Source organism: Ligilactobacillus sp. JN-6 (Y).1 (assembly GCF_058111525.1).
The window spans coordinates 95,233-118,779 of the sequence record NZ_CM176599.1 but is presented as its reverse complement, the minus strand read 5'-3'; the positions used below and the strand labels follow the sequence as shown (position 1 = coordinate 118,779).

The 23,547-nt window shown below is 42.9% G+C and carries 17 protein-coding genes and 1 other annotated feature; of the genes, 16 read left to right on the top strand and 1 reads right to left on the bottom strand.

What is annotated here, in order from left to right; translation table 11 throughout:
* Positions 1–109 precede the first annotated feature (109 nt).
* The 14 genes from AC3XNE_RS00560 to AC3XNE_RS00495 all read left to right on the top strand — a co-directional run bounded on the left by AC3XNE_RS00560 (position 110) and on the right by AC3XNE_RS00495 (position 18,820).
* Positions 110–700, top strand: coding sequence for an ECF transporter S component (locus AC3XNE_RS00560; RefSeq protein ID WP_489832310.1), 591 nt, complete (start codon positions 110–112; stop codon positions 698–700).
* A gap of 6 nt (positions 701–706) precedes the next feature.
* Complete coding sequence (locus tag AC3XNE_RS00555) at positions 707–1,378, top strand: glycoside hydrolase family 73 protein (protein WP_489832309.1); 672 nt, start codon at positions 707–709, stop codon at positions 1,376–1,378.
* A gap of 256 nt (positions 1,379–1,634) precedes the next feature.
* On the top strand, positions 1,635–2,210 hold the full coding sequence (locus tag AC3XNE_RS00550; RefSeq protein ID WP_489832308.1) for a xanthine phosphoribosyltransferase: 576 nt from the start codon (positions 1,635–1,637) through the stop codon (positions 2,208–2,210).
* Between the two features lie 180 nt (positions 2,211–2,390).
* On the top strand, positions 2,391–3,548 hold the full coding sequence (locus AC3XNE_RS00545) for an ATP-grasp domain-containing protein (RefSeq protein ID WP_489832307.1): 1,158 nt from the start codon (positions 2,391–2,393) through the stop codon (positions 3,546–3,548).
* A gap of 454 nt (positions 3,549–4,002) precedes the next feature.
* On the top strand, positions 4,003–6,225 hold the full coding sequence (pcrA, locus tag AC3XNE_RS00540) for a DNA helicase PcrA (RefSeq protein WP_489832306.1): 2,223 nt from the start codon (positions 4,003–4,005) through the stop codon (positions 6,223–6,225).
* 137 nt (positions 6,226–6,362) lie between these two features.
* Positions 6,363–8,387 (top strand): NAD-dependent DNA ligase LigA, encoded by a 2,025-nt coding sequence (gene ligA, locus AC3XNE_RS00535; protein WP_489832305.1) that lies wholly within the window; start codon positions 6,363–6,365, stop codon positions 8,385–8,387.
* Complete coding sequence (locus AC3XNE_RS00530) at positions 8,384–9,553, top strand: CamS family sex pheromone protein (RefSeq protein ID WP_489832304.1); 1,170 nt, start codon at positions 8,384–8,386, stop codon at positions 9,551–9,553. Before ligA ends, AC3XNE_RS00530 begins: the two co-directional genes overlap by 4 nt.
* 541 nt (positions 9,554–10,094) lie before the next feature.
* On the top strand, positions 10,095–10,397 hold the full coding sequence (gene gatC, locus AC3XNE_RS00525) for an Asp-tRNA(Asn)/Glu-tRNA(Gln) amidotransferase subunit GatC (protein ID WP_489832303.1): 303 nt from the start codon (positions 10,095–10,097) through the stop codon (positions 10,395–10,397).
* A 3-nt stretch (positions 10,398–10,400) separates the two neighbouring features.
* Positions 10,401–11,864, top strand: coding sequence for an Asp-tRNA(Asn)/Glu-tRNA(Gln) amidotransferase subunit GatA (gene gatA, locus AC3XNE_RS00520; protein WP_489832302.1), 1,464 nt, complete (start codon positions 10,401–10,403; stop codon positions 11,862–11,864).
* Positions 11,864–13,297 carry an Asp-tRNA(Asn)/Glu-tRNA(Gln) amidotransferase subunit GatB gene (gene gatB, locus AC3XNE_RS00515; RefSeq protein ID WP_489832301.1) on the top strand — a complete coding sequence of 478 codons (1,434 nt, stop codon included), beginning with the start codon at positions 11,864–11,866 and terminating at the stop codon, positions 13,295–13,297. Before gatA ends, gatB begins: the two co-directional genes overlap by 1 nt.
* 32 nt (positions 13,298–13,329) lie before the next feature.
* Complete coding sequence (locus tag AC3XNE_RS00510) at positions 13,330–14,358, top strand: diacylglycerol kinase (RefSeq protein ID WP_489832300.1); 1,029 nt, start codon at positions 13,330–13,332, stop codon at positions 14,356–14,358.
* 193 nt (positions 14,359–14,551) lie between these two features.
* The gene (gene rlmD, locus AC3XNE_RS00505) at positions 14,552–15,922 is read left to right on the top strand and encodes a 23S rRNA (uracil(1939)-C(5))-methyltransferase RlmD (RefSeq protein WP_489832299.1); all 1,371 of its coding nucleotides are present in this window, start codon (positions 14,552–14,554) and stop codon (positions 15,920–15,922) included.
* Positions 15,923–16,498: 576 nt separating this feature from the next.
* Positions 16,499–17,254 carry an NADP-dependent (R)-specific alcohol dehydrogenase gene (locus AC3XNE_RS00500; RefSeq protein WP_489832297.1) on the top strand — a complete coding sequence of 252 codons (756 nt, stop codon included), beginning with the start codon at positions 16,499–16,501 and terminating at the stop codon, positions 17,252–17,254.
* 165 nt (positions 17,255–17,419) lie between these two features.
* Positions 17,420–17,646, top strand: a binding site (T-box leader).
* 82 nt (positions 17,647–17,728) lie between these two features.
* The gene (locus tag AC3XNE_RS00495; protein WP_489832296.1) at positions 17,729–18,820 is read left to right on the top strand and encodes an iron-containing alcohol dehydrogenase family protein; all 1,092 of its coding nucleotides are present in this window, start codon (positions 17,729–17,731) and stop codon (positions 18,818–18,820) included.
* Between the two features lie 103 nt (positions 18,821–18,923).
* On the opposite strand, the gene AC3XNE_RS00490 is transcribed toward AC3XNE_RS00495, so the two are convergent.
* Positions 18,924–20,279 (bottom strand): cytosine permease, encoded by a 1,356-nt coding sequence (locus AC3XNE_RS00490; RefSeq protein ID WP_489832295.1) that lies wholly within the window; start codon positions 20,277–20,279, stop codon positions 18,924–18,926.
* A gap of 340 nt (positions 20,280–20,619) precedes the next feature.
* On the opposite strand from AC3XNE_RS00490, the gene AC3XNE_RS00485 reads away from it, so the two are divergent.
* Together AC3XNE_RS00485 and AC3XNE_RS00480 are read left to right on the top strand one after the other, a co-directional pair.
* Positions 20,620–21,978: an amidohydrolase family protein gene (locus AC3XNE_RS00485; RefSeq protein ID WP_489832294.1), complete on the top strand. Its 1,359-nt coding sequence runs from the start codon at positions 20,620–20,622 to the stop codon at positions 21,976–21,978.
* Entirely contained in the window at positions 21,978–23,324 is a 1,347-nt protein-coding gene (locus AC3XNE_RS00480) for a uracil-xanthine permease family protein (protein WP_489832292.1), read from the top strand. Before AC3XNE_RS00485 ends, AC3XNE_RS00480 begins: the two co-directional genes overlap by 1 nt.
* Positions 23,325–23,547 lie beyond the last annotated feature (223 nt).

Genomic DNA, 23,547 nt, shown 5'->3' with positions numbered 1-23,547 from the left:
TTAAATGAATATTTTTAAAACATTAAACAGGTAAATTTGCCAAATATGCTATAATGATAGTCAATAATCTGATCCTTGAACAAAATGTTTGTCATGGAGGAAAAAAAAAGTGGTTAAAAACAACCAGACTTACCGTAGAGTTTTATATGCATTGTTTACCGCAATTATTATTGTACAAAATTTTGTCCCATTTTTGGGTTATATTCCCCTCGGTCCGTTGAATTTAACGATCATTCACGTGACGGTGGTCATAGCTGCTTTGACTTTAGGACCAAGCGGCGGTGCGGTTGTTGGTGGGATCTGGGGAGGCATCACATTTGTGCGGGCCTTCGTTTGGCCAACTAGTCCATTGGCAGCCATAGTTTTTGTGAATCCTTTGGTCTCAGTTTTACCCCGGATCTTGATCGGGGTCGTAGCGGGTTATACATTCCGCTGGTTATCACAAAAAATGAAACAGCAGTATTTAGTGTTAGGGATCGCTGGGTTAATAGGCTCTTTAACTAATACAGTTTTAGTACTGTCACAGATCTATGTATTTTATAACGGACATTCCCAGGCACTTTATCAAATAGATACTCAGGCGTTAATGCCGTATTTGTTGGGGGTCGTAGCGACAAATGGTTTGCCGGAAGCGATAATTGCTGCAGTTGCGGCACCGCTGATCGCTAAACCATTGCTAAGCCGAGTACGAAAAGGATGAAGCTGATTGGCACAAAAGAAAAAACAAAGTAATAAAAAGACGAAGCAAACTAAAAAGCGTCATCCCACTGCTAAACGCAAGTCAAAAAAGGTCACTTTTAGATGGCCAGACTTGCTGTTAGCTGTGCTTTTGGTGACTTTGATCTCGGTCCAGACTATCAAGTGGATCGACCTCTATGACAATAAGGGGCCTAAAGTGGAACAGACTAGTCAGACTAAAAGTAGAAAGGCGTTTATTAAAGAACTAGTTCCAAGTGCTCAAAAACAGCAGCGTCAAAATCATGTGTTTGCCAGCATCACTTTAGCACAGGCTAGTTTGGAATCGGATTGGGGCACGAGTGAATTAGCACGCAAATATAATAATTTGTTCGGGATCAAGAGCTCAGATCCTAATAGTCCGTTATTGACGACAAAAGAGTATGTTAATGGCAAATGGATCACGGTCAAGGATCGCTTTGCATCCTATAATAGTTACGACGAATCGATCAGCGCTCATACACAGCTATTCGTTGATGGTACTGGTTGGGATGCGAGACATTATCAAGCGGTCATCAATGCTAAAAGTTATCAAGAAGCAGCGCGTGCTTTGCAGTCTAAGGGTTATGCTACTGACCCTGATTATGCGCAAAAGCTGATCGACCTGATCAAAGAATATCACTTGGATCGTTATGATTTGTAAGTGATGGGCCAAATGTTGGACTTTTATTTGTTGATATTGTCGCTTGTCTTTTGGTGTGCTATTCTTGAAGTAATAAAGACCGTAGTTATGCAGTCACATGAGATAGGCAGAATTCAGTCAGGCGCGCAGGGCAAAAGATTTTACTTAACCAATTATCACAATAAGTCACGGACTTTAAGTCTTTAGCTGATAGTTTGTTATTGTTGTCTTCTGTATACCATATGTGACCCTGCTATTTTATAGGAGGAAAGTTGTAGTGAAATTATTAGAGAAACGGATCAGAGAAGATGGTCTGGTTTTACCAGGTAATGTTTTGAAGGTCAATTCTTTCTTGAACCATCAGATCGACCCAGAATTGATGAATACCATTGGACAAGAGTTTGCTCATTTGTTCCGGGATAACAATATCACGCGGATCTTGACGGTTGAATCTTCAGGGATCGCACCGGCTATCATGTCTGGTTTAGCATTACATGTTCCGGTTTTGTTTGCCCGTAAGACTAAAAGCTCTACTATGAATACTTCGTTATTTACCGCAGATGTATATTCTTACACCAAAAAAGTCACTAATAAAATTTCAGTCGATCAAAAATTTTTACTCCAAACGGACAATGTTTTGATCATTGATGATTTCTTGGCAAATGGACAGGCGATTTCGGGTCTAGTCGAGATCTGTAAGCAAGCGGATGCTCATGTCGAAGGAGTCGGGATCGTAGTCGAAAAAGCTTTCCAAAGTGGGGGACAGCTTTTGCGCGACCAAGGAATTCGTTTAGAATCATTAGCTCGGATCTCTTCTTTTGAAGACGATAAAGTTCATTTCGTTGGTGAGTAGATTTTAACTTTATGTTGATCAGCTTGGCTGCTTTCTTTAAGTGAGCGGCTTTTTAGATTAATTTAAAAAGATTATATATTTTTACTAAAAAAGTAGTAAACCACGACTATTCAAGAAAAACTATGTTATGATTCTATTTGGAAAGTAATACTCGAAGTCAAGGAAAGTAGTGAATTTAAAGTGGCAGAAGAAGTCTTATTTCCTAATAATACGATCGGTGTGATCGGCAGCAGCCCGAATGGGATCGATTTAGTCCGTAAGGCCAAGCAAATGGGCTTTAAAACGGCAGCGTATGGTTCCAACGCGGAAAGCCCGACTTTAAGGGAAGCAGATCTGCCGATAGTGGGACGAGGCAATGATCAGTTGCAGCTGCAAAGATTTGCGGAACGGTGTGATCTGGTGATTTATGAGTCTGAGCAGGTCAGTTCGGAGTCAATTAAATACATCCAAAAATTTACTAGTGTTCCTCAGGGCAATGAAGCGCTTGAGTTAATGCAAGATCGTTTATTGGAACGAGCATTTTTTGAACAGATCAATGTCAATATTGCACCCTATGCGACTATTGTCAGTTTAGATGATATTTACCAGGCGATCTCTTCGATCGGTTTTCCTTGTGTCTTAAAACCGATCCAAAAAGGCTTGATGCGTAATCCGCAGTTTATCTTGCGCAAACAATCGGATATTGCCAAATGTGCAGAATTAGTTGAGCAAGGGACTTTTGTTCTCGAGTCCTGGGTCCCTTATGAGCATGAGATCTCAGTTTTTCTGGTTCGTGATCAAAATGGGACACTAACATATCTGGCACCTTTGGAAACATACTATGAAGAACATCATTTGAATCAGGTCGTGGGGCCAGCTGCGGTTGCGAAGCCGATTTGGGATGAAATTAAAAACATTGCTACTTTGATCGGGGACAACTTGAATTACGTGGGCGTGATTGAGATCGGTTTCTTTGTTACACAAACACAGGCTATATACGTCAAACGGATCGTGCCTGCGATCCATGAATCTGGAGATATTTACCGCTATATTAGCAATGTTTCCTTGGAAGAGGAGCAGATACGTGCTTCTATAAATATGCCAATAGTTTTACCAAAGATAATACAAAAAGGTGCCCTGGGCTTTTTCCAGGAAAAAGATCTCAATGCCATCAAGACACAATGGGTCTTAAAGGAAAGTTGGTTCTACACCTTCTTCCGTTATCCAACTTCAATGCTACCGCAATCCAAGAGTGGCTTTGTTTACACGGCCGGTAAGGATGGATACAAGGCCAAAGAACAGCTTGATCGGACCGGTATCTGGGATGAAGGACGATCAGAAGAAGATAAAAAAGAATAAATTAGGAAAGGGGCCCGCGAGCATGAGGGTCTCTTTTTGTATGCAAGAGAAGTAGGTATATGTAAGCTGGACATATATGACAAACTAAGTTGCGTCCAGTCGGAGAGCGACCGGCCTGAAGTTTAGCAGATGAATGTCCGGTCAAGAGACGACCGGCCTGAAGTTTGGCAAATGAACGTCTAGTCAGAGAGCGACTGGCACAAAGTCAGATAGATGAGCGTCCGGTCATGCCTCGATCTACGGAAGTATTAATGAAAAGAACTCTATCAAGTTAGAATTAGATCAAGCTAGGAAATAGTTTGTCAAAAGCTTGCATAAAATAACGGAGTCCTCTCTATTCCGCATACATATATCTTCCTAAAATGGATACCTTTCCACAGGCATAGGCTGTGCCCAAGAAGGGGTGTCCTGTGCTATAATAATACAGACTGAAGATTAGAGAGGATTGAATGATTTGGGTCAAAATAACCTACTAGACAAAATGAATGATAAACAAGCGCAGGCGGTTCGCTGTACAGAGGGACCGCTTTTGATCATGGCCGGAGCAGGTAGTGGTAAGACACGTGTTTTAACACATCGGGTCGCATATTTGATCCAAGAAAAAAATGTTTTACCATGGCATGTTTTAGCGATCACTTTTACAAATAAAGCTGCTCGTGAAATGCGTGAACGTGTCGATAAATTATTAGGTGAAAGTGCCTCAGATATTTGGGTGTCGACTTTTCATGCTTTATGTGTCCGGATCTTACGGCGTGAAGCTGAAAAAATAGGTTTTAACCGTTCGTTTACGATCGCTAGTCCTAGCGAACAGCGGACATTGATGAAACATATTTTAGCTGATTTAAATGTAGATACCAAACGCTACGATCCACGCATGGTTTTGAGTAATATTTCAAATGCAAAAAATGACTTATTAACTGTCGACGACTACCAGAAAAATGTTGCAAGCCCAGTGGAAGAGGTCACGGCCCAGGCTTATGAGAAATACCAAGCTGAACTCCATAAAGATTCTGCCATGGATTTTGACGATCTGATCATGCAAACGATCAGATTGTTCACCGAAGACCGGGAAACTTTAGAGTATTATCAGCGTAAATTTCAGTATATCCATGTTGATGAATACCAAGACACTAATGAAGCCCAGTATCGTTTGGTAGGCATGTTGGCAGCCGGCTCTCGTAACGTCTGTGTCGTAGGTGATGCTGACCAGAGTATTTATGGTTGGCGTGGAGCTAACATGGAAAATATCATGAACTTTGAAAAAGATTACCCGGATGCGACGGTCGTCAAATTGGAGCAAAATTATCGTTCCACTAAAACGATCTTAGATGCTGCAAATTCAGTGATCAAAAATAACGTGAACCGGAAAGTTAAGACTCTCTGGACGGAAAATAATTCCGGTTCTAAGATACATTACTATCGTGGTATGAATGCCAATGATGAAGCTTATTTCGTGGTGAAAAATATCCAGCAAAAGATCCGTGAGGAAGGTAGAAAGTACAGCGACTTTGCAGTGTTGTACAGAACCAATGCTCAGTCACGTGTGATGGAAGAAACTTTTGTTAAGACTAATATCCCTTATAAGATCGTGGGCGCCCATCGTTTTTATGACCGGAAAGAAATTTTGGATATCTTGGCTTATTTACGTTTGGCTACTAATCCGCAAGACTCGATGAGTTTCAACCGAGTGGTCAATGAACCTAAGCGCGGGATCGGTCAGGCTAGTCTTGACAAACTCACCGACTTTGCCGCCATGAATGGTTTGAGCATGTTGGAAGCTGCTGAAAACGTGATGATGACTAACGTTACAGGCAAAGCAGCTAAACAGTTAGAGAGCTTTGCTAAGCTAATGCGTGATTTACATGACATGGAAAAGAGTGCAACAGTGACGGAGTTGACTGATACTATCTTAGACCGTGCCGGTTATCGTCAGGCTTTAAAGAAGACACAGTCATTGGAAAATGAAAGTCGTTTGGAAAACTTGGACGAATTTTTGACGGTCACACAGCAATTTGATTCAACTTGGCAAGAAGATGAAGAGCATGAAGATCCATTCGTTGATTTCTTAGCCGAACTTTCGTTGGTTTCTGATCAAGACAGCGTTGATGAAGAACAAAATGAGATCACGATGATGACGTTGCATGCCGCTAAAGGCCTAGAATTTCCAGTTGTCTTTTTGATCGGGATGGAAGAGGGGATATTCCCGTTATCACGTGCAATGACCGATGAAGATGAACTGGAAGAAGAACGTCGTTTGGCATATGTCGGGATCACTCGCGCACAGCAAGAATTATTTTTGACTAACGCTTTTTCGCGAATGTTATACGGACGTAAGCAAAACAACCCAACTTCTCGTTTTGTTGAAGAGATCGATGATGACCTCTTACAATCAGAAAATGAAGTACAAAGCACAGGTTTTGCCAAACCGAAAACTGCCCGTCAGATCGATCCATATAAGCAAGCACAAATGAAACCAGGGACCGTCACTAAACCGACAACCACTGGGGCAGAAAAGAAGGCTTGGAACGTGGGCGATAAGATCTTCCACAAAGCTTGGGGTGAAGGCACTGTTGTTAAAGTTAATGGTGAAGGTGAAAATACAGAACTTGATATTGCCTTTGCTTCCCAAGGTATTAAACGTTTGTTGGCTTCTTTTGCACCGATCAGCAAGCGCTAGTCGTATAAGGTTTGGTAAAATTTTACGTTAAAGCTTACTCAATAGTTGTTAGAGAAATAAAATAAAAAAGAATCGAAAATTTGTCAGCTCTTACAACAAGATCCCAAATTTTCATAGTAGTTGGAGGAGGAAAAACGATGGCCGCAGATCAGGAAAATATTGCTAAGCAAGCGCAAGACTTACGGCAAAAACTAAACCAATGGGGCCGGGAGTATTATGTCTTGGATCAACCGACAGTCGAAGATTCAGTTTACGATCAGACATACCGCCAGTTGCAAGATCTAGAAAAACAGCATCCCGAGGTCATTACTACGGATTCACCCACTCAGCGAGTCGGTGGGCATATCCTGTCCGGTTTTGAAAAAGTGACTCATGAGACGCCGATGCTTTCTTTAGGCGATGTTTTTTCGAAAGATGAATTGCGAGCTTTCATCGACCGTTTGCATTCAAACGTTGTTGAAAATGTCTCCTTTAATTGCGAGTTAAAGATCGATGGACTGGCGATCTCATTGACGTATGAAGATGGTGTCTTTGTCAAAGGCTCGACTCGTGGCAACGGAACAGTCGGCGAAGATATCACTCAAAACCTGAAAACGATCAACGCGATCCCGCTGCGCTTGAGTGAGCCGGTTTCGGTCGAAGTTCGCGGGGAGTGTTATATGCCCAAGAGTTCATTTGTTTACCTGAATGAGTATCGTGAAGAGCAAGGCCTCCCAGTTTTTGCCAATCCGAGAAATGCGGCAGCTGGCTCGTTGCGGCAGTTAAATTCTAAAATCACTGCGGCGCGTAACTTGAGTACCTTTATTTACTATTTAATGGAACCAGAAAAATACGGAGTTAAATCCCAAAGTCAGGCCTTGAAAAAAATGCGTGAATGGGGCTTTAAGACTAACACGGACTCACGTTTGGCAACCAATATGGATGAGGTCGACGACTACATCGATGATTATCAAAATAGACGAACTGAACTCGAGTATGATATTGATGGGATCGTTTTGAAGGCTGATCCATTTACAGTCCAACAGGAATTAGGAAATACAGTCAAGGTCCCTCGTTGGGCGATCGCCTACAAGTTCCCGCCGGATGAACAAGAAACTGTGGTGCGAGATATCGAGTGGACTGTTGGACGGACAGGTGTCGTGACACCGACGGCAGTCATGGACCCTGTACGCTTAGCGGGTACTACGGTCAGTCGCGCGTCATTACACAACCCAGACTATTTGGCAGAAAAAGGGATCCGGATCTTAGATACCGTGAAGTTGCATAAGGCAGGCGATATTATTCCCGAGATCTCCGAGGTCGTGTTTGACAAACGTCCCGCTGATTCCAGTGATTATGAAGTGCCAACGCATTGTCCGGAATGTGGTGCTGAGTTAGTTCATTTGGATGACGAAGTAGCGTTACGTTGCGTCAATCCTAAATGTCCGTCACTTTTGAAAGAAAGTGTGATCCACTTTGTATCCAGAAATGCGATGAATATTCGTGGTTTAGGCAAACGGATCATCCAGCAAATGTTTGATTTGGACCTGATAACAGATGTGGCCGACCTGTATAAACTGACTAAAGATGACTTATTAAAATTAGATAAGGTCAAAGATAAGTCAGCGAATAATTTGTTAGAGGCGATCGATTCCAGTCGTAAAAATTCAGTGGAACACTTGTTGTTTGGTTTAGGTATCCGTCATGTGGGTGCTAAAGCGGCGCGGATCTTAGCGCAACATTTTGGCAGCTTGGATAAGATCAGCCAGGCATCCACGGAAGATATCGAGGAAATAAATTCGATGGGCGGAGTTATCGCTGAAAGTATCGTCAAATATTTTGCGACCGATGAAGTAGCTGAGTTGATTACAGAACTGAAGAAACAAAAGGTCAACATGGATTATCTTGGCAAAACAGCTGGTCAGATCGAAGAACAAGCTCAAGAAAGTGAATTTAATCAACAAACGGTCGTTTTGACCGGAACGTTAGATACTATTACCCGTGCGGATGCCAAAAAATGGCTAGAAGAGCATGGTGCCAAAGTAACAGGAAGCGTGTCTAAAAACACATCACTTTTGATCGCGGGTCATGATGCCGGCAGCAAATTGACTAAGGCACAAGATTTAGGTACGCAGATCATGGATGAGGAACAGTTTATCAAGAAAATGGAGGAGCAAGGATGAAAAAGAGGGCAGCGATTGTTATCAGCTTACTGATGTCGGTGTTGCTGATCAGTGCATGTTCGAATACGAATAGTAACGGCGGTGATTCGGGGGGGAATACGGCGCGCACGAATAAAACGACCTCTAAGAAGGGTTATCAGACTACGGGTAAAACGGACGACTCTGATTACCAAGGCGTGATCAAAAACGGCAAATACCGGACTAGTCGGGCGCGTGGAGTCGGCATTACACAAGATGCTGATAACATGTTAAATTTGCAGAGTTTCGAATCAGGTTTAACTTCACTATCAAAATCACAATTTCCGCCTAAAAGATACGTTTTTCAAGAAGGTCAGATCCTTTCACGTTCTACCGTTGAGAACTGGCTGGACCGGCAATCAGGAAGTAATCCTACAGGATTAAATCCAAAAGATAACGGCAAAAAAGACGCAAAAACTAGGAATCCAAAGTACATCCAGCAGATCGAAGAACAAGATTATATGAACGAGGATGATGGTAAGTTAAGTTTAGGAGGCATCACGATCGGTATCGGGATGAACCGTAAAGATTACTACCAAAAGGAACAATATGGTGCAACTTATTCCTCTAGCATTTCGAAGGAAGAAATGACTAAACAAGGACGGATCGCTGCGGCCAAAGTTTTGTCACGTCTCCGAAAGGAAAAAAGAGTTTCAAACGATACTCCGATCATGATCGCTATGTTTGAACAGGCGCCAAATGACAGCTTGGTCGGCGGCTCATTTTACTCAACAACTGTCAGCAAGAGCGGCAATGAGATCGGTAATTGGAAAGATACCCATTTATCCAGTTATACTTTCCCGTCCACAGCAACTAAGTCGGTGCCAAATGACAATGATGAAACATCATTTGAAGGCTTCCAAAACAAGATCAAGAACTTCTTCCCGAACTTGGATGGTGTGACAGCTCAAGGCCAATATAAAAATAAGACTTTGCAAGGTATGAAAGTCAATATTACGACTCAGTTCTACAGTCAAACGGAGATCACCAGTTTTACTCAGTACGTGGCACAAGCAGCGCGGACTTACTTACCAATGGGGATCCCGATCGATATCACGATCAAGGGTGCCGATGGAACAGTCCAAGCCTTCTTATCACGTCAGGATAATAACGGCGATTTCTATACCCACGTTTTTAGCAGTTATTAATGGCTGTGAGGCGCGGATAAATTTGATTGAAGATGAGTTTGGACTCTGGTAGGAAAAAAGCTGACGTAGGTCGTGTAAAATAACTCCAGCAAATTGAAAAGCTGGTGTAAGTTAGATAAAGTAGCTCCGGCAACTAGATTTGCGGTTAAAATTGTGTTGAAGTAATAACTGCAAACTTCAGAGCGGCTAGAACTACATGAGAGCAATAACCGCAAACGTTAAAGCAGTTAAAACTCAACCGGGGTTTTAACCGCAAATGCCAATGTGGCTAAAACTATATGAAAGTAATAATCGCAAACGCCAAAGCAGTTAAAACTCAACCGCAGTTTTAACTACAACTGCCTTTCGTTTGTTCAAACTTATAAATTATAAAAACTGTGATGTGTCTTAAAGGCTCTTAAAGGCATGTCCAGTTTTTGGCTATAATAGTGCCAAACTTTTCTGAAAATATGCTAGAATATTTAGTGTTAGTTTGTAATATTTCGTAGACTTATGGTATAAGACAATTAAATGAAAACAAAAAAAGAAAGAGGGAAACAAAATGGCAATCACAGCCGATGAAGTGAAGCATGTCGCTAAATTAGCTAAACTCGAATTCACTGATGATGAGTTGCAAATGTTTGCTGGCCAGATGGATGACATCATTAAAATGGTTCAGCAACTCGGCGAAGTTGATACGGAAGGTGTTCCAGTAACATCTACTGTTGCTGAAGCTAAAAATGTTATGCGTGAAGACGAGGCAGTTAAAGGGACTGATCGTGACAAGTTGATGCATAATGTTCCTCAAAAAGACAAGGGCTTTGTTAAAGTTCCCGCAATTATCGATGAAAGTGAGGAAGGTTAAGCAATGGATTACTTTAAAAATGACCTGTCATCGTTGCATGCAGGTTTACTTAACAAGGAGTTCAGCTCGCAAGAATTAACGACTGAAACTTTCAAAAAGATCAAAGCTATTGATCCTAAGATCGCAGCCTTTTTGACTTTAAACGAAGACCAGGCTTTATCTGCTGCACAAAAGGTCGATGAATCTGGGATCACGGATGCTGATAAATTAGCCGGGATCCCCGTTGGCATCAAAGATAATATCGTGACCAAGGGTTTGAAAACAACCGCTGCCAGCAAGATCTTGGGCAACTTTGAACCGATCTATAATGCAACGGTTGCTGACAAATTGGCTGCTGCTCGCATGATCGATGTGGGTAAATTGAACTTAGATGAATTCGCCATGGGTGGATCTACTGAAAACTCAGCCTTTAAGATCACCAAAAATGCTTGGAATCAGACTAAAGTCCCTGGTGGTTCTTCCGGTGGCCCTGCAGCCGCTGTGGCTTCTGGTCAGTTGTTGGCTGCCTTGGGAACTGATACCGGGGGTTCGATCCGCCAGCCGGCCGCCTTTAACGGCATCGTTGGTGTCAAGCCGACTTACGGTCGTGTTTCACGTTACGGCGTCATTGCCTTTGGTTCTAGTTTGGATCAAGTTGGACCAATGACACGGTCGGTCAAGGACAATGCCTTGATGTTGAGTGCCATTTCTGGTTATGACAAACACGACTTTACTTCATCTGAGCGCAAAGTTCCTGACTTCACTGCCAAACTCGATGGTGATGTTAAGGGAATGCGCATTGGTTTGCCTAAAGAATTCATGGATCAAGGTGTGGATGATGATGTTCGTGCCGCTGTTCAAAACGCAGCTCAAACCTTTGAAAAAATGGGTGCCACAGTCGAAGAAGTTTCCTTACCTTACAGCAAATACGGTGTGCCAGTCTATTATATCATTGCTTCTTCAGAGGCTTCTTCTAACTTGCAGCGTTACGATGGGATCCGCTACGGTTTCCGCGCAGATGATGTTAAGAATTTGGAGGATGTCTATGTTCGTTCACGTTCCGAAGGCTTTGGCGATGAAGTCAAACGGCGGATAATGTTGGGGACATTCTCTCTTTCCGCAGGAACATACGATGCATACTTCAAGAAAGCTGCCCAAGTGCGGACATTGATCTGCCAGGACTTTGCCAATGTGTTTGCTAATTATGATTTGATTTTAGCACCAACGACAACTTCGACTGCTTTTGGCATCGGTGAGGAGATCAATGATCCTGTAACTATGTACATGAATGACATTTTGACTATTCCAGTTAACTTGGCTGGTTTGCCCGGAATGTCATTACCAGCAGGCTTTTCAAATGGCCTGCCGATCGGTATGCAGTTGATCGCACCGCAGTTTGGCGAAGAAACGATATATCGTGCTGGTTATGCCTTTGAACAAGCAACAGATTTTCATAAAGAAGTACCAACGATCGGAGGGGAAAATTAATGAACTTTACTACAACAATCGGACTTGAAGTCCACGTTGAAATGAAAACTAATTCTAAAGCATTTTCTCCGGCACCAGTTAAATATGGACAAGAACCGAATACCAATACTAACGTGATCGACTGGGGCTATCCGGGCGTTTTGCCAGAAGTCAACAAGGGTGCTTTGGAATACGGCATGCGCGCCGCACTGGCTTTGAACTGCCACATTACTAAAGATATTCACTTTGATCGGAAAAATTACTTTTATCCAGATAATCCAAAAGCTTATCAGATCACTCAGGCTGAAACGCCGATCGCCCATGATGGTTTTTTGGAAATTGAACAAGAAGATGGTTCAACCAAGCAGATCGGGATCGAAGAAATGCATGTTGAAGAAGACGCTGGGAAAAACACCCATGATCCAGACGGCTATTCCTATGTCGACTTGAACCGGCAGGGAACACCATTGATCGAGATCGTGTCAAAGCCTGACATTGCTTCGGCCGATGAAGCATATGCATACCTAAAGAAGCTGCGCCAGATCATCCAATTTACTGGCGTTTCTGACGTAAAAATGGAAGAAGGGTCCATGCGAGCCGATGTTAACATTTCTGTTCGTCCGATCGGGTCTGAGCGGTATGGAACAAAAACCGAAATGAAAAACTTGAATTCATTTGAACACGTTCGTTCAGGGTTGAAGTTTGAAGAAAAACGCCAGGAAAATGTTATTAGAGCGGGCGGTAGTATCCAACAGGAAACGCGTCGTTTTGACGTAAACACTGGTGAAACAGTCTTGATGCGTGTCAAGGAAGGAAAGAGCGACTACCGTTACTTCCCAGAACCAGACCTGCCGCCGATCCACATTTCAGATGATTGGATCAAGGAAGTCAAAGATTCGATCCCTGAAATGCCGGAAGATAGGCGCAAACGTTATGTCAATGAGTGGGGCGTGACTGAATATGATGCTGACGTTTTGACACAAACGATGGAAATGTCCGACTTTTTCGAAGCAACGGTCGCTGCAGGAGCTGATCCAAAGCTGGCCGCTAATTGGTTGATGGGTGATGTTAGTGCCTACATGAATGATAAAAAGGTCGAATTAGCTGACTTGGCTTTGACACCAGAACATTTAGCACAGATGATCAGCTTGATCCAAGACGAAACGATCTCCAGCAAGATCGCTAAGAAAGTCTTCAAACAAATTGTTGCCAATGATACGGATCCTAAAGCATGGGTCGAAGAAAAAGGGATGGTCCAATTGTCTGACCCTGCTAGCTTGCAGCCGATCATTGATGATGTCTTGGATAATAATACCAAGTCGATCGAAGACTTCAAGAACGGTAAGGATCGTGCCGTTGGTTTCTTGGTCGGCAATATCATGAAACAAACTCGTGGTAAGGCCAACCCTAAAGTTGTTAACCAGCTTTTGATGGCTAGTTTGAAGGAAAGGTAAGGGAGCACAACTTCCTAGGAAACGAGAGAATTATGAAAAAACGTTGTCGTGTAATTTATAATCCCACTTCCGGCAGAGAAGCGATGAAAAAAGACCTGATCGGTATTTTGAATATCATGGAAAATGCAGGTTATGAAACAAGTGCCTTTGCAACCACAGCGGAGAAAAACTCTGCGCAAAATGAAGCAAGACGAGCTGCAAGAGATGGTTTCGAATTGTTGATCGCTGCTGGTGGTGATGGAACGATCAATGAGGTCGTGAATGGGATCGCACCGCTGAAAAAACGTCCTAAGATGGGGATAATTCCTGCTGGAACGACTAATGATTACGCGCGTGCTTTGAAAATACCGCGTGAAGATCCTTTAGCGGCGGCTAAGGTGATCGCCAATGGTGAAACGGTCAAGATGGATATTGGTCAGGCCGATGAGAATTATTTCGTGAATATTGCCGCCGGTGGTTTGTTATCAGAGATCACGTACTCCGTACCGTCTGAGCTAAAGTCACAGTTCGGTTACCTAGCTTATTTAGCTAAGGGTGCCGAATTATTGCCACGGATCAAGCCGGTAAACATGAAAATCAAGTATGACGATGGGGAGTTTGACGGCAAAGCTTCGATGTTTTTCGTAGCTTTGACTAATTCAGTCGGCGGTTTCGAGCAGATCGTGCCGGATGCTTCGCTAGATGATGGCAAATTTACTTTGATCATTGTTAAGACCAGCAACTTGGTCGAGATCTTGCATTTGATCCGCAAAGTATTTAATGGTGGTAAGCACGTGGATGACTCACGGATCGTTTACGTAAAGACTGCCAAGATCGAAGCATCATCGCCGGATGCACGTATGATGATCAATGTCGATGGCGAGTACGGCGGGGATGCCCCGATGACTTTTGTTGATCACAAACAACACATCGAAATGTGTGCTAACATTGATCAGATCCCAGGTTCTGCTATCACGGCAGAAAAGGCATTAGCACAAGATGCCCGTGATCATTTCGTCCATGAGATGGAACAATTGCCAGATGAGGGAGACTCTGTCGATGAGGCTGTTAATGAAAAATAGTTAGTAAGGTGGTCGTAACAAGTCTTTGTTGCGGCCGCTTTTTACATGTGAGCTTGTCAAACTTTTTGCTGCGGATAAATGTTAAACTGAAGTGTAAATTTGTCGCTGAGAGTTTGCGAATTTTGTTAAAAACCTTCGTCTGTAATAAGGTCGACAAAGTATAATAGAAAAATTGTAATACGAGGAGTATAAAATGAAGAAAAAAACACCTGTCACTAAAAATGACGAATTGACGACCACGATCACGGACCTGACCTACCAAGGGATGGGGGTCGCAAAAGTTGATGGCTACCCGTTGTTTGTTGCAGGCGCGTTGCCAGGCGAGCAGCTAAAATTGCACGTCTTAAAAGTCGATAAAAAATATGGTTTTGCCAAGGCGATCGAGTACTTGACTACTAGCCCGGATCGAGTCGCTGCCGGAAAAAAAGAATTAGTCCAAACAGGGATCGCACCCCTACAACATTGGGCGTATCCGGCGCAATTAAAATACAAACGCAAATTAGTAATGGACCTCTTACAAAAAGCTCATTTGTCAGAAATAGAAGTAGCCGACACTGTTGGGATGGATGAACCACGCCACTATCGAAATAAAGCCCAGGTCCCAGCGCGTGAATATCAGGGACAACTGACGACTGGCTTTTTCCGCCGTGGCAGCCATAGATTTATTCCGCTTGAAGACTATGAGATCCAAGATCCGCGGATCGATGAAGTGATATTGACTGTTCGTGATATTTTGCGTGAATTCAACGTGCCAGCTTACGATGAAGAAAAACATACTGGAGTGATCCGTAATGTGATGGTCCGCCGTGGCCATTATAGCGGTGAAGTGATGGTCGTTTTGGTCACACGGACCAAGAAGTTAAAGGGTGCTGCGGAAATTTCGGCTAAGATCCAAGAGGAATGTCCTGATGTAGTCAGCGTCTTACAAAATATCAATCCCAATACGACAAATGTTATTTTGGGCACAACTACTAAAATTATGCGTGGACGAAATTACATTCAGGACCAATTGAATGGTTTGACCTTTAACATTTCCGCCCAATCATTCTACCAGGTCAACCCTGTGCAAACAGAGAAGCTTTACGCGCGGGCAGTTGAATTAGCCGATTTGCACGGTGATGAAATCATAGTCGATGCCTATTGTGGGATCGGCACGATCTCATTGAGTTTGGCAAAAGCAGCTAAAGAAGTTTATGGTGTGGAGATCGTACCCCAGGCTATTGAAGATGCCAAGGAAAATGCACGTTTGAACAAGCTGGATAACTTACATTTTGAAGTAGGTAATGCAGAAGAAATGATGCAAAAGTGGGCAAACGATGGTATCAACCCTGATGTGATAGTGGTCGATCCACCTCGCAAGGGCTTGTCAGTCGATTTCATCGAAGCAGCCGCTAAAACGGCTCCGCAAAAAGTGGTGTATGTCAGCTGCAACCCGGCAACCTTAGTTCGTGACATCGAACGTTTTGGCGAGCAGGGCTACTCTGTCAAACATCCACTTGAACCATTCGACCAATTTCCTCAAACAACACATGTCGAAACTATTGCGGTGTTGGAACGGAATTAACTAATTAGAATTTGCTAAAAGCCACCGTTGATTCAATACTTTTTAGAGTGTTCGGATCAACGGTGGCCTTTATTAATAGGATTTGGATGTGACAGAGCCGTTGATGAAGACAATTGGTGGCTCAAAATGGTAAAGTGAGCCGTAAGTCAAGACGAGTAACGGCGCAAAAACGGAATCAGAGCCGTTGATGAAGGCGATCAATGGCTCAAAACGGTAAAGTGAGCCGTAAGTCAAAGCGAGTAACGGCGCAAAAGTGGAATCAGAGCCATTGATGAAGGCGATCAGTGGCTTAAAACGTTAAAGTGAGTCACAACCCCAGCGAATCAACGGCGCAAAAGCGAAATATGTGCGGTCAAATGAAAGAAATAAAACTTTCGGGCTTAAATGTGATTTGCTTTTTTGTTTCCAAACGTGTAAAAGCCTATGTTATAAGAGTATGATCACAATGAAATATCTCCCTTATATTATGATAAATAAATCACAAAACTGCGATATAATAACCTATTTAGTTGACTAAAAACTAGCAATATGCTAAATTATACTTGTTAATTAAAATACAATATAGGAGGAATTACTATGTCTGAGCGTTTAAAAGGTAAAGTTGCCATAGTTACAGGCGGTGCCAAAGGGATCGGTTTGGCAATTGCTGATAAGTTTACCGATGAAGGTGCAAAGGTAGTAGTGACAGATATTGATGAAGGTGCGAAAGAAAATGTAACGGCTTTAAATAAGGGCAACTCGCTTAAGTTCTTTAAGCAAGATGTTAGTGATTCAAGCTCCTGGCCAGAAGTTTTTGATTTTGCGAAGGAGAATTTTGGTACCGTTACTACAGTGGTCAATAATGCTGGTATTGGAGCAACACACAGTATTGAAGAAACCACTGATGATGAATGGCACAAAGTCTTAGGGGTTAATTTGGACGGGGTATTTTACGGGACACGTGAAGGTATCCGTCGGATGAAAAATTTGCCTAGTGGAGCTTCGATCATCAATATGGCATCGATCGAAGCATTGATCGGTGACCCAGACTTGGCAGCGTACAATGCTTCTAAAGGTGGCACAATGTTGCTAACTAAATCTGCTGCACTCGATTCAGCGCTTAAAGATTATGGCGTTAGAGTCAACACTGTGCATCCAGGATATATCGAAACACCGTTAGTCAAGGCTCAGCCTGGCAAGATGGAAGCTATGGCTGATCGTACCAAGACTCCGATGGGACATATCGGCGAACCAAATGATATCGCATATATTTGTGTTTATCTTGCTTCCGATGAATCTAAATTCGCCACAGGTGCGCAGTTTACGGTCGATGGCGGCTATACGACACAATAAAACATTAAGGAATAAGCTGTTGGAATGTTTCTATTCTGGCAGTTTTGTTAGGGAAACAGCTAACTTTTAGAAATACACGGGAAAAATTCAATGTAAATTTATTTCAAAAATCTATTGACCTCGACCTGCATTTGCGTTAAATTAAAACACAATTAGATAACAATGAAAAACGCAATGACAAGGATCGTTGTGACCAGGACATTTTCAGAGAGCTTGCGGTTGGTGGAAGCAAGCATTGGTGGTCAGGACCACTCACCTTGGAGCGGTAGAAATGAATAAGTAGTTTTTACTGGTTTCTCACCATTAAATGAGAGCATAGATTCTATGTAAGTCTATTATCAATGTTAGTTGGTGATAGAAAAAATAGGTGGTACCGTGGAAACGCCCTATGAAGCTTAAGCGCTTTGTGGGGTGTTTTTTGTTGTTATCTAAGTAAAATTTGCGACTTAAAGTCAGATAGGGGATAAATATTCTATGAAATTAGTTGAAGAAATTCGTCCAGGGGCCAATCGTTACATAAACCGCCAGGGGGCTGTCAGTGATCTTGACGATATTTTAATGGATTACCAGCAAGCAATAGTTGTGACTGGAGAAAAATCATATGCTGTTTTTCAGGAAAATTATACCGGCCAGCTCACATGCCCTGTATTTCGCTATGATGGTTCGGCCAGTGATGAGGATGGGCTTGCCATTGCTCAACAGGCACCAGCACAGACTGATGTTGTAATTGGTATTGGCGGTGGCCGTGCGCTTGATACATCAAAGGTGGCAGCACAAGCTTTAAATGCCGATTTCATCAGTATCCCGACCTTGGCTTCAAATTGCGCACCCTTTACGCCGATAGGGGCAATGTATCATCCAGTTGGTCATACTTTCAAATATGTGGAATATTTCAAAAAAGCTCCCACAGTTACGATCGTTGATTACAATATCATGCTGACAACTCCACACGATTTCTTTGTTGCTGGGATCGGTGATACTTTAGCAAAGTGGTACGAAATGGAAGGGATCACGCGCGGCCGGATCAATGATCTGCCTGTATTTACGCGTTTGTCTTATCAAACTGCGCAAGTGATCAAAAATACCTTAGTCGACCAATCTCAAACAGCTTTGACTGACCTTGAAAATGGAAGTGTTTCACCTGCTTTTACTGATGTTGTCGACTGCATCATCGGACTTGCCAGCGAGGTCGGCGGTTTCGGTGTGACTGATGGCCGGATGGCAGGTGCGCATGCGGTGCATAATGGTCTTTCGTATATCGAAGAAACGCATGAGATATTGCACGGCTCAAAGGTTGCGTATGGCATCTTGGTTCAGTTGGCTCAAACTGATGACCAGGCAGAAATTGAAAAACTGCTGCCATTCTATCGGGGAATTGGTTTGCCAACTAATTTGGCAGAACTACACATTACGACAGATACAAATGAAAAGTCCAAACAAGTTGCGCAGTGGGCCGCTCGAGATGATGAAACCTTTAAACTGATCAAGCAAGATATTGTTGCTGAAGAAGTTTTGAATGATATGAAAAAAGTTGAAGAGATCTCTGCTGGTAGTAAACAACGTTGATCCGAAATTCAAATGTACAAAAGCAATAGAAAAATAAACCATGTACTTCCTTCAGATAGAAGGGTACATGGTTTTTTGTGCAGCTTACTTAGCTGGCAAAATGTTATGTTTTACTAGCTTTGGACAGGCAGATATAAATTACTGCCGCCAGCAACATTGCCAAAGGAGTAGCACCGACTGAATCGGCTAGAACGGGTAGTTGCTTGATGATCCAATAACCGCAAACAGCGAGTGCCCAAGAAATAATGGCGCACCAATTGATCCCATTGGAATACCAGTAAGGACCATTTTTGCGAGTAAATTGATCACTCAGGTAATTTTGATGCTGAACAAAATAAAAGTCGACTAAAAAGATCGCAATTTCAGGTCCAAGTACCATCCCGATGCCGTCTAAGAAAGCTGTAAAAACATCGAGGAAAGTCGAATAAAATAATGGGATAAAAGTGACGAAGACCGATACGATAGTCACGATTATCAAACTTGCTCGCAGACTGAATTTCCTGGTCATATTCGTTAAAGCTGAACCCGCTGACATCAAATTAACTGCATTGGCGGTGGTGCTGGTAATGATGATGACCAGCATCGCTAATATGCCAAGCCCGAGTTTGCTGGCGATCGTTGAGGGGTCAGAGTTGTTTGGATCGAAATGTCCCAGCGTAATAGCGGTGGCGATCGTGGCGATGATCCCGATCAAGGCAAACCAGATCAAGCCGAGATTGGCACCGAGAAAGGGAGCCCAAGTCGAACTAGACTTTTTCTTTGTGAAACGAGTAAAGTCACTAGCGGCAGTTACCCAGGCTAAATTAAAAGCAGCTAAGACATCAACTGCAGCACCAGCACTCATTTTAGCGGAGGATGGTGGTCTCCAAGCAATAATATCTGACAAAGACACTTGCTGAAAAACAATGATCGATTCCCAGATGACTAAGACAAAGACTAGGATGATCCCCAAACGTTCAATAATTTGAACAGAACGTTCTCCCATTGATGTGCTTAGCAGATGCAAGACGCTCATGACAAGGATGCCAAGGACTAAGCCTTTTGCACCGCCAGGTTTGCCATAAACAGGCCAGCCAAGTAGATCGTGGAGTATGTAACTAATAGAAGTTGCGGCAATAAAGGTGTTGACGGCGGCCCAACCGATAAACTGAACTAAGTTGATGAGCGATGGCAAAAAACTACCTCGTAATCCAAAAGAAGCACGAGTTAAGCCCATTGCTGGGATACCTGTCTTGTAACCCATATAACCAGCCAGAGCCAATAAGGCATAAGATGCCAATCCTACAATGATCAATGTGGTTGATGCGGTAACAAAACCACACGCGGCAATCACACCACCGACATACCATGTGCCGTTATTGGCGTTGGCTCCGACCCATGTGGCAAACATGTCCCAGTACGTTTGGTGACGGTGTTTCTTCTCGATCGCTTCGATGTGACCAAATTCTTCGTTTTTCATGCGCTTCCCTCCTTGGGCTATGAAAAAATTTACCAAAATAATGGACTGTATAGTAAAATTAAGCGTTAGAATGGCAAATTGAAAAAAATACACTGATAGACATTTTACCGGAATTCAATAAAAATGCAAGAAAATAGCAAAATGAAGTTTCAAATATACTTGTCTTCTATAGACGAACTATAGATATCAGGCACAAATTGATGAATAATATTTTGTATGAAAGTTACCTTCATATAACAATTTGATGGGTAGACAAAATGCTCTATTTTGTTATACTTGTTTTATAAAATATACGAACTATAAATATAAAACCTGCTAAAAAGTTCGTTTTAATATAGGGGTGAGTGAGATCGCAACGAAATTAGTACTCAAAGGTTCATATTTTACTGCCAAGGACGTTGATCAGGTCGATTATCAGAAAGATAGTTTATTGTGTATTGATGGAGCTGGTTATTTAGCGGCCGTAATAGCACCAGGACAAGAAGGTTATGACTCCACACTAGCAGAAGCTAGGAACCAGGACATTCTGTGTGAATTGGCAGATGATCAGTATATCTTGCCTGGTTTTATCGACCTGCATATTCATGCTCCACAATGGCCTAATGCAGGTGTCGCTTTAGACCGGCCTTTAAACGAATGGCTGGATACATATACTTTTCCATTGGAAGCGAAGTTTGCTGATGCGGACCTTGCCGCTAAAATTTACGCTAATTTGGTAAAAACATTGCTTGCTAACGGGACTACTACCGCGCTTTACTTTGGTTCAGTTGCTAATGAAGGAAACATTGAGTTAGTCAAAGCTTGTTTGAAGTATAAGCAACGTGGTTTTGTCGGCAAGGTCGTTATGGATGATCCAGAACAGACACCAGATTATTATCGTGACCCTTCACCTGCTGCAGCCTTGCAAGCTACGAAAGATTTTATTCAAGCAACTCAAAAACTAAGCGCTGACAGTCAGATCAAGGTCACACCAGTGATCACACCGCGCTTTTTACCTTCTTGTAGTGATGAAGTCTTGACTGGTTTAGGACGTTTAGCTGCCGAGTACGAGCTACCGGTTCAGTCGCATTGCAGCGAAAGTGACTGGGAAGATGGTTATGCTTTGGTAACTCATGGTAAACGAGACGCCGAAGTCTTAGATGGTTTTGGCTTGTTGACAGATAGAGCAGTCATGGCCCATGGTACGATGCTCAATGACCAAGACTTGCAGTTATTCAAACAACGTGGAGTAGGGATCGCACATTGCCCGATCTCTAACGTTTATTTTGGAAATGCAGTGTTGCCGGTGAAAGAAGTTTTGAACACAGAAGTCAAGGCTGGGCTTGGCACCGATATTTCAGGCGGCTTTGATCCGAGCATTTACCAAAATATTCGGCAGGCTCTAATGTCTGCACGAATGCTAAACGACGGTGTTGATAATCGCCTCTCGCCTGAGGACAGGGGTAAAAGGTCTGCACCGCTGACTGCACAAAATGCTTTTTACTTAGCGACTGTTGGAGGAGCGGAGAGTCTGCACTTGAAAACTGGACAGATCAAAGAAGGTTATTGGGCAGACCTACAGATCGTACACACTAAATACCCAGCATTTACACCACAACGACCACAAGATGTTTTTGAAAAATTATTGTACCAAACGACTGCCGCTGAGATCGACACGGTATTAACTCAGGGCCAGTGCGTTAAGGGAGGAGTTAAGTAATGGCAAAAGAAAAGAGCGGCTTGCTATTAAAGCCCAACGACAAAGTTCCAACGATGACAGCTGGATTATTAGGTCTGCAGCATGTATTGGCAATGGATGTTTACGTGCCGCCGTTAATAATGGCTGGATTATTGTCGATGTCAGCAATCCAAACGACCGGCTTTTTACAAGTTGCTTTTCTGGCTTGCGGGATCGGAACGATCATCCAGACTGCTTTATGCATGAAGATGCCAATGTCACAGGGACCATCCTATGTTCCAGTCGGTGCCGTAGTGGGAGTTTATCTTGCAAATGGTGCTGCCAATGGTGGGATGGCCGTTGTTCTAGGTTCTTCATTTGTTGGGGCAGTTTTGCTGATCTTGTTAGGATTGTCCGGCTTTTATGAAAAGGTCGTTAATACTTTGGTTCCGACGATCGTTGGTGGAACTATTATTACGTGTGTGGGGCTCTCACTGATCCCGTCAGCTTTAAATGATAATATTTTTGAGGCAGAGGGCGATGTTTTTCAAAATATTGAATTAGCCGCTCTAACCATGACAGCCTTAGTGGTCGCCATTGCATTGGGCACATATTTGCCACGCCGTTTTCGTCGTTTCTTTAAGATCAGTTCGATCGTTTTAGCGTTAGTCGTTGGGTCAATAGCGGCAACTGCAATGGGAAGAATGGACTGGCAGTCAATTCAAAACGCCGCTTGGTTTAGCTTTCCTGAATTTACAGTCCTCCATTATGGTATCAGCTTTAATTGGTCAGCGATCTTGACTTTTGTGATCATCTACTTTGTTTTGACAACAGAAACGACAGGCACATGGTTTGCCATGTCAGCCGTCACGGAAGAAAAGATCACACAAAAACAGTGGAATCAGGGGATCATTGGTGAAGGCCTGAGTTGTTTGGTGGCAGCTTTATTAGGAAGCACACCTATGACAGGTTATTCAACCAATGCGGGCGTAGTTTCGATCACAGGTGTTGCAAGTAAGCGAGTTTTCATTTCAGCCGGGCTATGGTTTATATTATTAGGCTTCTTTGGCAAGCTATCAGCTTTGTTAGCTGCGATACCGGCGCCAGTTATTGGCGGAGTTTTTGCAGTGATCGTAGTCATTATCATGCTCAGCGGGTTAAATGTGATCGGTGACTTAAATATGACTGGCAACCGGGGTTATGTGATCGGGATCCCGATCGTGTTGACAATGGCGCTGATCTTTTTACCCGATAAGGTAATGAATGCTGCACCTCAATTGCTGCAATATCTGCTAGGTTCACCGATCACGGTTGCCGCACTGACAGCAATCGCGTTGAATTTGCTGTTAAACCGGCAATCTAAGGTGAAGACGGTTGAAAATAACTGAAATTAACAGGCTTGCTTATTTTTTACGTGGAGAAGTAACTAAAGGCAAAACACCCCATAATTGTTAGTTTCTATGTCTAACAATTATGGGGCACTTCATTGTTGAATAATTTTTGCCATTCTTTTTAGCTGAACTGTATTTCTTGAATCTCGAAGTCGACCAGCATGCTCAAATATTGAGAAGAATCAGGATCCTGTATTAAGAGAACAGTACAAGAAGCCTA

Coding starts and splice junctions, on each gene's coding strand:
- ligA (WP_489832305.1), top strand. CDS start 6,363: ATGGCCGCAGATCAGGAAAATATTGCTAAGCAAGCGCAAGACTTACGG.
- AC3XNE_RS00530 (WP_489832304.1), top strand. CDS start 8,384: ATGAAAAAGAGGGCAGCGATTGTTATCAGCTTACTGATGTCGGTGTTG.
- gatC (WP_489832303.1), top strand. CDS start 10,095: ATGGCAATCACAGCCGATGAAGTGAAGCATGTCGCTAAATTAGCTAAA.
- gatA (WP_489832302.1), top strand. CDS start 10,401: ATGGATTACTTTAAAAATGACCTGTCATCGTTGCATGCAGGTTTACTT.
- gatB (WP_489832301.1), top strand. CDS start 11,864: ATGAACTTTACTACAACAATCGGACTTGAAGTCCACGTTGAAATGAAA.
- AC3XNE_RS00510 (WP_489832300.1), top strand. CDS start 13,330: ATGAAAAAACGTTGTCGTGTAATTTATAATCCCACTTCCGGCAGAGAA.
- rlmD (WP_489832299.1), top strand. CDS start 14,552: ATGAAGAAAAAAACACCTGTCACTAAAAATGACGAATTGACGACCACG.
- AC3XNE_RS00500 (WP_489832297.1), top strand. CDS start 16,499: ATGTCTGAGCGTTTAAAAGGTAAAGTTGCCATAGTTACAGGCGGTGCC.
- AC3XNE_RS00495 (WP_489832296.1), top strand. CDS start 17,729: ATGAAATTAGTTGAAGAAATTCGTCCAGGGGCCAATCGTTACATAAAC.
- AC3XNE_RS00490 (WP_489832295.1), bottom strand. CDS start 20,279: ATGAAAAACGAAGAATTTGGTCACATCGAAGCGATCGAGAAGAAACAC.
- AC3XNE_RS00480 (WP_489832292.1), top strand. CDS start 21,978: ATGGCAAAAGAAAAGAGCGGCTTGCTATTAAAGCCCAACGACAAAGTT.